This window comes from Siphonobacter aquaeclarae, from assembly GCF_900103285.1.
Lineage (GTDB): Bacteria > Bacteroidota > Bacteroidia > Cytophagales > Spirosomataceae > Siphonobacter > Siphonobacter aquaeclarae.
On sequence record NZ_FNGS01000002.1, the window covers coordinates 566,682 to 582,206 of the forward strand.

Sequence of the window (15,525 nt, forward strand, 5' to 3'; positions counted from 1 at the left end):
AATTGGCGGCCGTAAGATAAAAAAAGCTGCCGGGGGCGCCGGCAGCTTTTTTGGTTTTAAAACCGGTTTTATTCCACGTAGTCGAGGTCCTTACCAAATGTTTCCTCTACACTCCAGTTCGACAAAAACGCGAGGGCCAGGCAGACCAGCCCTACCGTCAGCGCCGAGCCGATCAATCCCAGCGAAGGAATAAACGACTTGAAAACCAGGCTGATAGGGATAACGGCTCCCCGTACAAAATTCGGAATAGTGGTTGTAACCGTCGCCCGGAGGTTGGTCCCGAACTGTTCCGACGACATCGTCACGAACATGGCCCAGTAACCGGCAAAAAAACCAAGGGCGAAACACAGCCAGTAAAATTCGAGCGCCGATAATCCACTGGACGTCAGGTAGAAAATGACCAGCGCCGTTGAAATCGTCAGGTACAGGTAAATCGCTTTTTTCCGGCTTTGTACCCACTGACTGAAAAGCCCTACTGCAATATCGCCGAGGGAAAGCCCGGCATAGAGATAGGCGATGGTAAGATTGGGTCGTACACCCGTGACACCCAGGGCTTTTACCAGTTCCGGCGCCGAAAGTACCAGCACCGATATCACGTACCAGATCGGAATACCAATCAGGATACAGGCCAGGTATTTGCGGAAACGATCGCCCCGCGTAAACAGACTCAGGAAATCTCCTTTCGAAACCGACGCCTTTTCGGTGCGCTCGAACATGGTCGACTCATACGTCCCGATCCGCAGCGTCAGCAAAGCGAGGCCAAGACCTCCGCCGATGAAATACAGTACCCGCCAATTCGGAATCCACTCCGGCAGCAAAGCGGCAAACACCGCTCCGGACGCGCCAAAACCGGCTACGATCAGGGTTCCGTACCCGCGTTTTTCTTTCGGCAGCGTTTCGTTGACGAGGGTGATCCCCGCGCCAAGCTCGCCTGCCAGCCCTATTCCGGCAATAAACCGGAGTGCCGCGTAAGTAGTCAGGTCGTTGATGAATCCGTTGATTCCGTTGGCCAGGGAATAGAGCAGAATAGACCCGAAAAGCACGGATTTGCGGCCTTTTTTATCTCCCAGGATTCCCCAGACGATTCCTCCGATGAGCATCCCCGCCATCTGCCAGTTAAACAGGTTCGTGCCCGTCGCCAGTAACTGGTCTTCGGGTACGCCCAGCTCCCGGAGACTGGGATTTCGGATGACGCCGAAGAGGATGAGATCGTATACGTCGACGAAGTAGCCGAGCGCTGCTACCATCACCAGCATATTGGCAGACTGGGGAGCCTGCAGGGAAACCGATTTTGACATAATTTATAAGGGGGATGTTCAAAAAACGGCCCAAATTACGTCGGTAGCTTCTCAGATGCAATCCAAAGGAGATTTCTCTTTTCGCCAAAAACAGAATCCGTTCTTTGGCAATCACCCCATATTACGCCGGGAAATATCGAAGTATCCCGCCACATTCAGAACGATGAAATAGCCGATGGCGATCCATTCATGCCGGGCAGGAATCGGCGCTTTGGCGTCTTTGACCGATAAGAGCGTATAGGAATACGGAAACCAGTCGATATATGCCCAGTTGGCCTGCAATGCCAGCCCGGACAGCACCATTCCGACCAGTGCCATGCCGATCGGCAGAATGATGTTACGCAGCCGGCTGGCCAGCCAGAAGTGTATCCCGGAAAGGCCGAGCGTAGCCAGGTAGGTTTTGCCGATCATTTTCCAGAAGAGCAGGAGATCAGGCGTGGTTCTGCCGAAACCATAGCGCTCGTCTACCAGAGACAATATCCACCCGTTTGTCAGAACCAGCACCCCGAAAAGTGCGAAGTGAAACAGGATAAGCGCCTGTACGCCAATCAGTTTCCCCGTCCATACCGACCATTTGGGAAACGGCTGCGTGAATACGTACTTCCAGGTATTGGACCGGTGCTCGGTATTGACCACCAGGCTATTGATGAGTACGACGTAGAACGGCAGGAACAGGACGATTTCAATTCCCCACGCTCTGCCGAAGAAGATATCCCAGGCCGTATTTTTCAGTCCGGGCGGGATGAAATTCTGCGTGTTTTTCCAGAGATACGCGATCAGCATCAGGGTCGGAACGAAGGCCGCTCCCGCTACGGACAGCCAGAACGCCGCGGTTTTTCTGTTTTTCAGAAATTCAATCCGGACAGACTGGGGCAGATAGGCAAGTTGCATAATACGTAGGGTTTGACGGAGATGAAACTAGTTCGCCACCCCGTCAAACCCCACTAAAACTACATGAGCAGTCGCTCAGCCGGATGAATACCCCCGCTACCAGAAAAATGTCATCGTCACCCTTCCGAAAAACGGGCTGCCTGCGGTAAAGTGAATTTCGTCGACCGGCGCGGTTTCATTCTTCAGCCTGCTTTCGGTGGCAAACTGCGTTTCTTTCCACCGTGTATTGAACAGGTTATTGACGCTCAGCCCGATAACGTAGCGGGGCCGGGTATAGTTAACCTGCATATCTGTCACAAAGTACCCTTTCGCGACGATGCTATTGTCCTCGTTTGCCGGCCGGTCTCCCATGTACCGGTACCGGACCGACCCGTTTAAACCCTTTCCGGCATAATACGTCAGGCCGCCCGCGCTCGTCAGCAACGGCGCCAGGGGCAGGTATGGCGCGGCTTCTTCGCCCACCGCCCGCGGCCGGGCCCAGTTGACGTCCAGATCCGCATATAGTTGCCGGCCCAGCTGATACCGGGCTGTCAGATCAAGCCCGAGGCGGCGGGATTTAACCGAAGGCTCCACTACCCCTTCGTCTCCGACATACACAAACTCCTGCGCCATCCCCAGGTACCAGAAGGCAGTTTGTACCAGCAGCTTTGGCGCCGGTTTCCAGATAACGCCCAGGTCCGAACCATAGGCGGGCGGTAGTACCTGTCGTCCGTTTTGAGGTACCACCACCCGGGTATCGTTGGAATGAAAGCCTTTTCCGGTGTTGAGGTACACCTGAACGCGGTCACTCGCGGTGTAGTACAGGCTGAGTTTCGGGGAAACGATGCCCGCCGTAACCGATTGATACGGACCGGTTTGCAGGCGGTCCCGGTAGCCATTCCGAAAAAAATCGAACCGCAGGCCGGCGTTCAGCCGCCAGCGCTCCCCGAGTTGGAGCTGCTCGTCGACATAGGCGCCGGCATTCAGCTCGTTGATATCGCCGTACTGTTTCCGTTCCAGCGTTTCTACCCGGTCTTTGGTATGGGATAACTCCGAACCGCCGGTCAGGTCCTGACGGTATTGCACGCCGATCGTTGTTTCGCTGCGGTGCCCGCCCGGGTACGCCACCAGGGTATAGCTGCCGTTGTACCCGAAGAGATCGCGGGCTTCTTTCTGGCGGATCTGGTCGCCGTTGACCGGGTCGTTGAGGAAAAACGTAAAGTTCGAATACAACTCAAACAGGTACCGGGAGTAGAAAAACTGGTTTCGCAGCAGACCGCCGCGGGCTGTCTGGGTGAGCAACTGGGCATTTACATTGGTCCGGGAGGTTTCACCTCCTTCCCGGTCGTCGATCGCACCAAAAAACGAGATCAGTCCTTCGGCAACCGCCCGGTCGGGAATCTGGCCGGAGTGGTTCCATTTCGAATAAAAGTGAGAACCGGTGAGAGACAACGTCGTTTTCGGGGAAAGCTGCCCGTTGTATTTCACCAGCCCGTTGAACCGCTTGAAATGCTGGGGTGAGTCGAAGTAGCTGTCAGAATAATTGAATTCGGAGGCGGCATAAAGTGACTGGCCTTTTTCCTTCATCGTCTCTCCCAGGAGGTTCACGGCAGCAAACGCCCGCCAGGTATTAAACTGGCCGACTTCAACCTTGCCGATGTTGCGTTCGAGGCGCTCCTTCGTCCGGAAATCGACCCAACCCGCGGTCGTAAAATTGCCTTTGTCAGCGAAATACGGCCCTTTTTTGAAGTGAACGTTTTCGATGAGTTCGGGAATGACAAAGTGTAGATCGGCGTAGCCCTGCCCGTGCGCGTGGGAGACCATGTTGACAGGCATGCCGTCGACCGTCAGCCGGATATCCGTGCCGTGATCCAGGTCAAAACCGCGCAGAAAAATCTGCTCGGCCTTTCCTCCGCCGGCGTGCTGACCGATAAACAGGCCCGGGACCATGCGGAGTACTTCCTGTGAATTATTGACAGGCCGCAGGCCAATGTCGATCGCGTTGATCAGCTGCTGGTCGTGCGCATTGGCCGAAAAAACCTTCACTTCTTCCAGTGTTACGACGCCGGGACGCAGGTAAACCGAGAGCGAGGTCGTTTCTCCGTCAACAATGGTAATTTTCTCCGTCGACGTCTGGTAGCCGACAAAGGAAACCGTGACTTCATACGCCCCGGGATCGAGACGCCTGAATTTGAAGGCTCCGGCTTCGTTGGTACTTATGCCCGGGACAACCGCAGGCAGCGTCACAACCGCTCCTGCCAGCGGCTTGCGGGTCTGGGCATCGTAAACCACTCCCTGAAGCGTACCCTGATGGGCCAGCGCAGGGAGTACCATCCACCCGACAAGCAGAAATGTAAACAGGTATTTCATGCACCAAAATTCGGCTTTCCGAAGCGCACGGTGTTTACCCAAAACGGGACAATAAAAGCTGGGAATCCGGTATTTCATCCGCCGAAAATAGACAGGGTATCACTCCTGAAGTACAGGAATGTGACCAATCGGGCTATTTTGAGGGTCAACTTACCGGGTCATTTCGAGGAACATTTCTTCCAGATCGGAGTGATGAACGCGCAGTTCGTATACGTCCAGACCGGCTTCCACCAGCCGGCGGTTGATGCTCGCTACCTCTTCCCGGTTCTGGAACGGTACCGTCAGCGCTTCGCCGTCGCGGTATTTCAGTCCGTAAATAGCGTGGAGAACACCGGCAGCCGCCTGGTTGTCGCTTGTCTGGAAATGAAGATGGCGGGTACCGGCCTGCGCTTCCTGCAATTCGGCCAGGCTGCCCTGAAAACGAAGACTCCCCAGGTGGATAATGCCGACATGGGTACACATCCGCTCTACTTCGCTCAACAAGTGGCTGGAAACGAAGATCGTCGTTCCCCACTCCCGGCTCAGCTGGCGGACCAGCTCCCGCATTTCGATGATACCCGTCGGGTCGAGGCCATTGGTCGGCTCATCGAGAATGACGAGCTCAGGGCGGTGCAGCAGTGCCATGGCAAGACCCAGCCGCTGCTTCATACCCAGGGAATATTCTTTGGCGTTTTTGCCTGCGGCGTGGGTGAGACCGACCATCTCCAGTACTTCCGGAATCCGGGAGGCCGGGGTACGGGTATACCGCCGCGCGATTTCGAGGTTCTGCCGGCCCGACAAATGCAGGTACAGGGAAGGTTGCTCGATCAGCGCGCCCGTCCGCTGAAAAATCGACGTCCGATTGGTGGAAAGGTCTTCTCCAAACAATTCAACCGAACCATCCGTAGGCTGTAACAGTCCGAGAATCAAACGGATGGACGTGGTTTTCCCGGCGCCGTTCGGCCCGAGGAAGCCATAGATCGTACCCGGCTCCACCGAGAGGTTCAGTTGGCGGACAACGGGCTGGTCTTTCCGGAAAGAAAATGTCAGGTCTCGGGTCTGCAGGATCGGCATGGCTGTTACGGTTTGGATGTTCCGAAATAAGGACAAACCGCAACAGCCCCGTTTTCATTTGGGGTGAAAGGTCGAAAAAGCCGGTCTGGTGGCTACACCCGCGACATGATGAAGGAACGCTGCGCGTCGAGTTTCAGGAAAATAAACAAGAGGATCGTAAACGACCACAAGCCGGACCCCCCGTAACTGAAGAACGGCAGGGGAATTCCGATGACGGGCATCAGCCCGATCGTCATTCCGATATTCACCAGAAAGTGAAAGAAAAAGACGGATACGACACCATACCCATAGATCCGGGCGAAGCGGGTCCGCTGCCGTTCCGCCAGAAAAACCAGCCGCAGGATCAGCGACAGCAGTAGCCCAATCACCACAAGGCTCCCGAAGAAACCATGCTCCTCTCCCACCGTACAGAAGATGAAGTCTGTACTCTGTTCCGGAACGAAGTCAAATTTTGTCTGGGTACCCTGTAGAAAACCCTTTCCGAAGATCCCGCCGGAACCGATGGCAATTTTGGATTGAATGACGTTCCAGCCTGCGCCGCGCTTGTGGCTGTTGGGATCAATCAGTACCTCAATCCGTGAGCGCTGGTGCGGTTCGAGGACGTCATTGATGAAAAAATCCGCAGCCAGTACCATTCCGACACACCCGGCATACACCAGCCCGACGGCCACGAATGTTCGTCGCGTTCGCTGATACCGGGGCAGGAAAAAGATGACGATACCGGCAACGACGGCCAGGCCAATCGCAATTTTCAGGGTATCAACGGTCTGGGAAAGAATCAGCAGGGTCGCCGCGACGATGACGATCGACGGGAAAATACCCGGCAGCCCTTCCCGGTACAGCATCAGCATCAGGCCCACGAGTACCAGCGCCTGCCCCGTCTCGGACGACACCCGGATCAGTACCATCGGAATGAGGATGAAGATCGCGACATTGAGCTGGTCTTTGAAGCGGGCCATATTGGTGCCGGGCGTGCTGAGGTACTTCGCGATGGCCAGGATAGTCGCCATCTTCGCCACCTCCGCCGGCTGGAAGCCCACCGGGCCGATCTTGAACCAGGAATGGGACCCTTTGATATCCGCCCCCAGAAAGAGGACCGCCACCAGCAGAAATATCACAAAGCCGTATATAAAAAACCCGAAGGTTTCCCAAAAACGGTAGTCGATCACCAGAATGGCAATGATAAGCAGGACCGAAAGCCCCATCCAAACCAGCTGTTTACCGGAATTGGTGTCGAAATTAAAGATACTGATGGGCTGCTCCGGGTTGTAGACGGCCGCATAGATATTGAGCCAGCCGATCACCACACAGGCGATGTACAGGCTCACCGTCAGCCAGTCGATACGGTTCAGAATACTGTTATTGCGGGATGCCAATGTCTCGGAAGTTTCAGGGTTTCGTATGGGAAACGAGCGGGCCGGTTACCTTTTTCGCGGCAACGAGCGGCTTCTGCTGTTTCGTCGTATCCGGCTTCGGTTTGCTGTTCGGCGCGTTGGGCAGGCGAAGCAGGTACTTGGCCTTCATTTCCGCTTCCGCAGCCTTATTGGTGGTATACCCTTTCAGGTACCGCTCCGCAACCAGCATCGAGATCGGTGCAGCGGTAACGCCACCCCAGCGACCGTAGTCGACCACCGTCGCAATCGCAATCTTCGGATTATTCCGCGGCGCGAAGCAGATGAAAACGGAGTTATCATCCTGCCCTTTTTTGTTCTGGGACGTCCCGGTCTTTCCGCAGGCTTCGATATCCCGGACGACGTACCGCGCCGGTACCGTCACCGGGCTGTTGATGGCGTCGTACATCGCCGAAATCAGCGTTTCAAAGTGGCGCTGCTCAATATCGACGGAATGTTTCACCTTGAATTCCGGCAGCGGTTCCCCTTTCGGACTTCCGATGGCCCGGACAATGTGCGGCGGAATATACCACCCGCGGTTGGCGATGATCGCCGCGACGTTGGCCAGTTTGAGTGGCGTGACGAGCAGCTCACCCTCTCCGATACCAACCGAATAGATATTGGAAAACTTCCAGGAATACTCGCCTTTATTTCGCTTGTTGTAGTATTCTACATCAGGCAACAGTCCTTTCTTTTCGTAGGGAAGATCCACGCCGAGCTTCTGGCCGATGCCAAATTTGGCTACACGTTCGCTCCATTTCTGAAGACCTACCTTAGACGCCTTAAAGGGATCGCGCTCGTCGTTGTGGTAGATGATTCTCCGGAATACGTGGTAAAAATACGGGTTGCAGGAACGCTGGATGGCGGTATGAAGATCGCTCGAGCTACGTCCGCAGTGGCAGTTCATCCGGATGCCGGAGTGACCGAGTACGGTACCCGGGGTAATCGCTCCTTCTTCCAGGCCGACTACGGTTTCGACGGTCTTGAACGTCGACCCCGGCCGGTACAACCCCTGCAACGCTCTGTTCAACAACAGGTTATACGGATTGAGCGCCAGGCGGGCATAGTTTTTCGAATAGTTTCTTCCGGCCAGAAGCTTGGGATCGTAGGAAGGGGACGATACCATCGCCAGAATTTCTCCTGTAGCCGGATCAATCGCCACCATACTCCCCGATTTGTTGACAAAAAGGCTGTCGGCATACTGCTGAAGGTCCAGGTCGATCGAGGTATACAGGTTCTTGCCCGCTACCGGGGAAACGTCCATTTCGCCGCCTTTCCACGGGCCTTTTACCACGCCGTGCACATCCTTCATGATGTACTTGACACCGCGTCTTCCCCGTAAGATATCTTCGTAAAACCGTTCCAGCCCGCTTTTTCCGATGTAGTCGCCCTGCCGGTAGTAATCCTCCCCGGCCTCCTCCTGCTCTTCCAGCTGCTTGGGACTGACCTCTGCGACGTACCCCAGGGTATTCGCCATCGCAGTCGTGTTATACGTCCGGAAAGCGTTGGTTTCGAAGGTAAAGCCGGGATAATCAACCATGGCATCCTGCACGCGGGCGAAGTCCTCGACGGACAACTGCCGCATAAACAGCGACGGCTTGAACTTGGAATACGTCCGGGCGATGGTAAACATGCTGTCAAACTGAAACTTCGACAGCCCCAGCAGGTTACACAGGCGAAGCGTGTCCTGAATTTTGACCTTTTTCGGCGTGACGTAAATATCGTAAGTAGGCGTATTGTAGACGATGAGCTGACCCTTCCGGTCGTAGATCTGACCGCGATACGGAATCTGGACAACCTGTTCGATCGCGTTGTCGACAGCCGCCTCCGAGTATCCCTCGTCAATAACCTGTAGGTAGAACAACTTAGCGAGGTAGATAATGGCCACCAGCACCACTACTCCCTGTATGATTCGCTTTTTAACTTCTTGCATATTTCCCCGACAATCCCTCTAAATCAGACCATTTTCCACACAAAATTTGACCTTTTTTGAGGATTTGACAAGCCCGATCCCCAATCTTCATAAAATTTTATTTGGCACCGCCGGCGAGGCTTTCGGTAAGGGTAACGGACAGCCGGGCAAGTATATTTTACGCGACGAAACCACCCAAGCAAACCGCCCGGCGCCCCCCGAAAGAAGCTTCGGGAGGCGCCGGGCGGCAGTTAGTCTGGTATCCTGTCAGAGCGGGATATTCCCGTGCTTGCGCCGGGGACGGGTATCTACTTTGTTTTCCAGCATCGCAAACCCGCGGATGAGTTTTTCACGGGTTTCTTCCGGAAGGATGACTTCGTCGATATACCCGCGAAACGCCGCCCGGTAAGGATTGGCGAATTTTTCGGTGTAATCGGCGACTTTCTCTGCCAGCGCTGCTTCAGGGTCTTCTGCCGCGGCAATTTCGCGCTTGAAGATGATTTCGGATGCTCCCTTCGCACCCATGACGGCGATTTCGGCAGACGGCCAGGCATAGTTCATGTCCGCGCCGATGTGCTTGGAATTCATCACGTCATAAGCACCGCCGTACGCCTTCCGGGTAATGACGGTGATACGCGGCACGGTCGCCTCGCAAAACGCATACAGCAGTTTCGCGCCGTTTTTGATGATACCGTTCCATTCCTGGTCCGTTCCCGGCAGAAAACCCGGCACATCTTCAAACACAAGCAATGGAATATTGAAGCAATCACAGAAGCGGACAAACCGGGCCGCTTTTTCACTGGCTTTGATATCGAGAACACCTGCCAGTACCGCCGGCTGGTTCGCCACAATACCGATGCTGCGGCCTGCGAGCCGGGCAAACCCAACGACAATATTCTCTCCGAAATTCTTATGTACTTCGAAGAACGTTCCTTCGTCGGCGACGGCTTCGATCACTTCCTTGATATCATACGGCTGGTTTGCGTTTTCGGGAATGAGGGTATTGAGGGCCGGACGTTTTTCGTTTCCGGCTTCATAGGGTACGCGGGGAGCTTCCTCTTCACAATTTTGCGGGACGTAGCTCAGCAGTTGCTTCAGGTACTGAATGGCTACTACCTCGTTTTCGCAGGAAAAATGCGCTACGCCGGATTTATGGCTGTGGGTACTCGCCCCGCCGAGCTCCTCGAAAGTTACTTCTTCGTTGGTGACGGTTTTGACGACATTCGGACCGGTTACAAACATATAACTGGTATTCTCCACCATCAGGATAAAATCCGTAATCGCCGGAGAATAAACCGCGCCGCCCGCGCAGGGGCCCATCACCGCTGAAAACTGTGGAACAACGCCGGATGCCAGCGTATTCCGGTAAAAGATATCGGCATACCCTGCCAGCGAAACCACCCCTTCCTGAATACGCGCTCCGCCGGAATCGTTCAGGCCGATCAGCGGCGCACCGTTTTTCAGGGCCAGGTCCATCAGCCGGCATATTTTCTCGGCGTGCGTTTCGCTGAGTGCGCCACCGAAGACGGTAAAATCCTGCGCGAAAACATAGACCAGCCGTCCGGCAACGGTCCCGTAACCTGTCACAACGCCATCTCCGAGGTAGTGTTCGCGGTCGAGACCGAAGTCGCGGCTCCGGTGCATGACAAATTTTCCGATCTCTTCGAAACTGCCTTCGTCCATCAGCAACCCGATTCGTTCGCGGGCCGTCAGTTTGCCTTTCTGATGTTGATTTTCAATGCGTTTCGCACCTCCACCCTGTTCGGCTTCAGCATTCTTCCGGGCCAGCTCGGCAAACTTTTCTGCAATCGTACTCACGGATGGTATTCGGATTTGAGGATTTGAGGAGTTGAGAACACTTTTTTCTATCCGCAAAGTACATAATAGACCAGTTAAGTTGGGTGTCAGAGGAAAATTAGTGTTTTCTTGTGACCCTATTGACCGAAAACAGGATGGCAAAGAACCTGGAAGCCTTAACGCCCCGCCAGATCGTGGCGGAGCTGGACAAATACATCATCGGCCAGCAGGAAGCGAAGAAAAATGTGGCGATATCCCTGCGTAACCGCTGGCGGCGCATGAACGCCCCGGCAGAAATGCAACGGGAAATCATGCCCAACAATATCCTCCTGATCGGCCCTACCGGTTGCGGAAAAACCGAAATCGCCCGACGCCTGGCCCAACTGGCCGACGCGCCCTTTACCAAAGTCGAAGCTTCCAAGTTTACCGAAGTAGGTTACGTAGGCCGGGATGTGGAGAGCATGGTTCGCGACCTCGTCGAACAGGCCGTACACATGGTACGCGCCGCCAAAAAGGAATCTGTGAAGGAGCGCGCCGCGCAGGCCGTGGAAGATGCTATCCTGGACGCCCTGATTCCGGCTGTGCGCCAGCCGACCGGGTTCCAACCTTCTCAGGAACCCAACGAATCCACGTCCGACGCGGAGCTGAACGAGCGTACGCGGGAGCGCTTCCGGGAAAAAATCCGGAACGGAGAGATCGACGCGCGCAAAATCGAAATCGACGTCCAGCAAAGCGCCGCTCCCAACATCGGCGTGATGGGCGGACCCATCGACGACAGCTCCATGATGAACATTCAGGAAATGCTGTCTGGCATGATGCCCAAACAACGCAAAAAGCGTAAAGTCACCATCGGCGAAGCCAAACGCATCCTGCTGGAAGAAGAGGCGTCGAAGCTCATCGACATGGACGAGGTCAAGGAAGAAGCGATCCGGAAGGCAGAAAACCTCGGCATGATCTTTATTGACGAAATCGACAAGGTAGCGGCCAAAAGCGGCGGCTCCGGGCCGGACGTCTCCCGGGAAGGCGTGCAGCGGGACTTGCTTCCGATTGTGGAAGGATCTACTGTCAACACCAAGTACGGCGTCATCCAGACCGATCATATTCTGTTCATCGCAGCAGGCGCTTTTCACGTCGCCAAACCCAGCGATCTCATTCCGGAATTGCAGGGACGTTTTCCGATCCGTGTTGAGCTGCAGCCCCTTACCCGGGCAGATTTTGTCCGGATCCTGCGTGAGCCGAAAAACGCCCTGACCCGGCAGTACGAAGCAATGCTGGCAGCAGAAGGTGTCGAATTATCTTTCAATGACGAGGCGCTCGAAGCCCTGGCCGACGTCGCTTTCCGCCTCAATACTGAAGTGGAAAACATCGGCGCACGTCGTCTGCAAACCGTTGTCAGTCAGCTGTTGAATGACGTCTTGTTTGACATTCCCGACGCCATCGGACCGAATGCCCACGTCGTGGTGACGAAAGAACTCGTCGAGAACCGGTTGGCAGGTCTCGTTCAAAACCGCGACCTTAGCCAGTATATTCTGTAACCTGCATGATTGTTTTCGGTGTTATCCTCATTCTCGTCGGCGCGATCGCTTTCCTGGTCGGATGGACGATTCTCCAAAAGCGCAGAAAATGGCTCCGTACCACAGGTCGGGCAGCCGGCCTGGTCGGCGAAGGCCAGCTCCGCTACGAAGTCGGAGAGAAAACCTATGCCCTGAAAATCACCCGGACAAACCTCGAAGGCCGCCGGATTCCGGTGCGCTACGCCCTGGCGAATCCCGGTCAGGCCCGTCCTGACTCGCCGACGGCCGTCTGGCTGACGCCGGTATTCTTCCTTCTGCTCGGCAGCGGGTTGATGCTGGTTGGCGTCGGGTTGATCAACGGCTGATTTTTGCCGAGATAAAAAAACCTCCGGAAGCGATTTCCGGAGGTTTTTTTATAGTTGGCAGATGCCTAGCCTTTCCGGCGGAAGAGTCCTCTGAACAAGCCGCCGCGTTCTTCCGGGTAGCATTTCAGGTTCGATTCCGGCGCTTTCCGGAAGATGGGTATCATCGCCCCGAAATAAAACTCCATTCCTTTCGGGTTGCCGATATTGAACGTTGGCAACACATTGTCCGAGCCGATGTAAAAGATACCGGCCCGGGCGCCGATGCCCAGCGTGGGCCGGGTATAATTGTCAGCCAGTGAAACCGGTACCGTCACGTCGAGCCATTTGGATTCATAGCGCAGGGAAGCGGCCACGACTGACGGCATCGTAAACGCCGGCTGGCTGTTTGACGCGAAGCTATGGATCAGCGTGGCGTTGGCATACCAATTGTCCTGCAGGTGGTAGTCGATACTCGCCTGGAAACTCTTCGGCATGGAGACGCGGAAGACGTTGACGCGATCAGCTTCGGAGGCGCCGAGGGTTTCGTTGAGCGCCAGTACGAAACTATCACTTCCCTGGAGGTTGCCGAAGTTGTTCTCGTCGATCAGGCGGTTTTGCCGGGTCAGGCGGTAGGCATTCTGGTAGGTCGGATTTTTATAGGTCATCCTGCCTATATCCAGCAGGGAAACGCTGATTCGATAGAGGTATTTGTTGCGGCTGGCGTCGCGCCGGACCGCGCCTCTCTCCCGGTAGGAATATTTACGGACATCCGGCCGGTATTCATACACCAAACCGATATCGGCGCCCCAGCCTGAACCGGGAGCGGCATTGCCGAGCAGCCAGGCCGGCGTAGGCCGGAAGTCCTGAAAACCGCCGTCTCCCGTGATCCCGTATTGCGCCGAAACGTTTTTCAGCAGGACGTTTCCCCGGGTAGGGTCGTCGGGGTCCGGAACATAGCTATAATCGATGCCGGTACCGTGCAGGTGGCCCTGATGGAGGCCGACGTATCGTTTGACCGTCACCCCCGCTTTCCAGAATTCTTCCTCATTATCAAGCAGTACGCGCGCATATGTCGCCGAAAACTCCGCGACGCCGTTCGTGTTGGCGTGGAGCTGCGTGCCGAAATCTTCCGGCATAATGCGGGTATCATTGGTGGTACCGTTTCGGAGAAGGCGGGCGACAGACTCCGTGGTACGGGTAACGGCCGCGCCTACCCGCAGGCGGGAGTTGACCGAGATCGCGTTTTTATCGTTGAGTGTAACCAGTACGCCGGGGCCGATAATCTGCCCGCCGGCGCGGGCGTGCTTGGCGTGCCCGTTGAGTTTTTCGCGGAGGTATTCCTGGTCGTTGAAGACAATGCCTTTCCGGGGGCCGCGGTATTCCGATGACACGGAGTTGGTCATCATGCTGAACATGGAATACGGCGCTTCCCAGACGAGGTAGTTGTTATAGAGATAGGATTCAAAACCGGCCAGGTGGACCTGCACCTTCATGCGGGAGTCGGCAGCCAGCGCCGGGTTCAGGTAAACGCCGTGAACGCCGGCATAGTTACTGCTGCTCTGCCCCATCAGGTACTGCGCTTCCGCAGGACAGGCCAATCCCTCCAGAAAAATAGAAATACAGACAAAAGCTCTCTTCATGCACAGGTCCCTGCGGATACTATGGATACAATAGACAAAGGTGAAATGTCGCGGAAAGCGGGTTGCAATTTACGGTATTTCCGGCAGGAACTGTACGCCGGAGCCTCAATAGCCAACCTTAAGAAAGTACACAGAGATGTACGTAATTACTCAGAAAACGGAGGTGATTCTTATTAAATTACTATGAAGTCTTCGATTTTTCAAGTTCAGGAAGAGAATAGAGCGAAAGAAGATGTAAATTTGCAGCCGGTTACTTATTCTCCTATTGAAAATTTTCGAAATCCCATTTGAAACAAAATAATTTAAACACTGGCTTGACCACACATATGAAGCGTATCGCAATTTTTACCTCCGGAGGGGATGCTCCTGGCATGAATGCCTGCATCCGGGCCGTAGTACGGGGAGCCATGTATCACAAGGTGGAAGTGTTCGGCATCCGGCGGGGGTATAGCGGCATGATCGAAGGCGACATTCATCCGATGACATCCCGCGATGTCTCCAACATCATACAGCGCGGAGGAACCATTCTCAAATCCGCACGTTCCCGCCGATTCACGACACCCGAAGGCCGCCAGCAGGCCTATGAAAACCTGAAGGCACTCGGTATTGAAGGATTGGTCGCCATCGGCGGTAACGGTACCTTCACCGGCGCGGATATCTTCTTCAACGAATTCAAGATTCCGACTGTCGGCGCACCCGGCACCATCGATAACGACCTTTACGGTACCGATTTTACGATCGGATATGACACGGCTGTCAACACCGCGCTCGACGCCATTGACAAAATCCGTGATACGGCTGACTCGCACGACCGGATCTTCTTTATCGAAGTAATGGGCCGCGATTCGGGTTATATCGCTATTCAGTCAGGTATCGGCGGCGGCGCTGAGTTTGTCGTCGTACCCGAAAACGCTTCCGAACCGGTTTCTGCCGTGATCAAAACCCTCAAGCAGGGCTTCGTGAAGAAGAAATCCTCTTCGATCGTTGTCGTGGCGGAAGGCGAAAAAGAAGGTCGCGCAACGGAAATCGCCGAAAAGATCAAGAAGACAATCGATGTGGAAGTGGATATCCGGGTAACCACCCTCGGCCACGTGCAGCGCGGTGGCGCTCCGACGGCTCAGGACCGCATCCTGGCCAGCCGCCTCGGCCTCGGCGCACTCGAAGGGCTGCTCCGCGGACAGAAGAACGTCATGGTCGGTATCATCAACAACCGCCTGACGTACACGCCGTTTATCGAATGTATTACCAAGGATAAGCCCATTTCGGACGACCTGCTCCGGATGGTGCACATCCTTTCCTGATTTCGTGCCGGGTTATTCTCCACCGGAAGGTGTCT

General features: G+C 55.1%; 11 protein-coding genes. 3 read left to right on the top strand and 8 right to left on the bottom strand.

Annotated features, from left to right (window positions below; genetic code table 11):
• Window positions 1-68 precede the first annotated feature (68 nt).
• From BLR09_RS05895 to BLR09_RS05925, 7 genes are all read right to left on the bottom strand, one after another.
• Window positions 69-1,298 (bottom strand): MFS transporter, encoded by a 1,230-nt coding sequence (locus BLR09_RS05895; RefSeq protein ID WP_093199008.1) that lies wholly within the window; start codon window positions 1,296-1,298, stop codon window positions 69-71.
• A 111-nt stretch (window positions 1,299-1,409) separates the two neighbouring features.
• A complete protein-coding gene (locus BLR09_RS05900; RefSeq protein ID WP_093199011.1) occupies window positions 1,410-2,189 on the bottom strand; it encodes an ABC transporter permease in 780 nt (259 codons plus the stop codon).
• A 96-nt stretch (window positions 2,190-2,285) separates the two neighbouring features.
• Window positions 2,286-4,538 (bottom strand): TonB-dependent receptor, encoded by a 2,253-nt coding sequence (locus tag BLR09_RS05905; protein WP_093199695.1) that lies wholly within the window; start codon window positions 4,536-4,538, stop codon window positions 2,286-2,288.
• Between the two features lie 150 nt (window positions 4,539-4,688).
• Window positions 4,689-5,591 carry an ABC transporter ATP-binding protein gene (locus BLR09_RS05910; protein ID WP_093199014.1) on the bottom strand — a complete coding sequence of 301 codons (903 nt, stop codon included), beginning with the start codon at window positions 5,589-5,591 and terminating at the stop codon, window positions 4,689-4,691.
• A 92-nt stretch (window positions 5,592-5,683) separates the two neighbouring features.
• Entirely contained in the window at window positions 5,684-6,967 is a 1,284-nt protein-coding gene (rodA, locus tag BLR09_RS05915; RefSeq protein WP_245689872.1) for a rod shape-determining protein RodA, read from the bottom strand.
• A gap of 13 nt (window positions 6,968-6,980) precedes the next feature.
• Complete coding sequence (mrdA, locus tag BLR09_RS05920; protein ID WP_093199017.1) at window positions 6,981-8,915, bottom strand: penicillin-binding protein 2; 1,935 nt, start codon at window positions 8,913-8,915, stop codon at window positions 6,981-6,983.
• 246 nt (window positions 8,916-9,161) lie between these two features.
• The gene (locus tag BLR09_RS05925) at window positions 9,162-10,712 is read right to left on the bottom strand and encodes an acyl-CoA carboxylase subunit beta (protein WP_093199020.1); all 1,551 of its coding nucleotides are present in this window, start codon (window positions 10,710-10,712) and stop codon (window positions 9,162-9,164) included.
• A 134-nt stretch (window positions 10,713-10,846) separates the two neighbouring features.
• Between BLR09_RS05925 and hslU the strand changes: the two genes are divergently transcribed.
• Both hslU and BLR09_RS05935 read left to right on the top strand, forming a co-directional pair.
• On the top strand, window positions 10,847-12,226 hold the full coding sequence (gene hslU, locus BLR09_RS05930) for an ATP-dependent protease ATPase subunit HslU (RefSeq protein ID WP_093199023.1): 1,380 nt from the start codon (window positions 10,847-10,849) through the stop codon (window positions 12,224-12,226).
• 5 nt (window positions 12,227-12,231) lie between these two features.
• Window positions 12,232-12,570 carry a DUF3592 domain-containing protein gene (locus BLR09_RS05935; RefSeq protein WP_093199026.1) on the top strand — a complete coding sequence of 113 codons (339 nt, stop codon included), beginning with the start codon at window positions 12,232-12,234 and terminating at the stop codon, window positions 12,568-12,570.
• Window positions 12,571-12,635: 65 nt separating this feature from the next.
• On the opposite strand, the gene BLR09_RS05940 is transcribed toward BLR09_RS05935, so the two are convergent.
• Window positions 12,636-14,189 (bottom strand): DUF5723 family protein, encoded by a 1,554-nt coding sequence (locus tag BLR09_RS05940; RefSeq protein WP_093199029.1) that lies wholly within the window; start codon window positions 14,187-14,189, stop codon window positions 12,636-12,638.
• Between the two features lie 326 nt (window positions 14,190-14,515).
• Here BLR09_RS05940 and pfkA point away from each other — a divergent pair, with 326 nt between their 5' ends.
• Complete coding sequence (pfkA, locus tag BLR09_RS05945) at window positions 14,516-15,490, top strand: 6-phosphofructokinase (RefSeq protein WP_093199031.1); 975 nt, start codon at window positions 14,516-14,518, stop codon at window positions 15,488-15,490.
• Window positions 15,491-15,525: the final 35 nt, after the last annotated feature.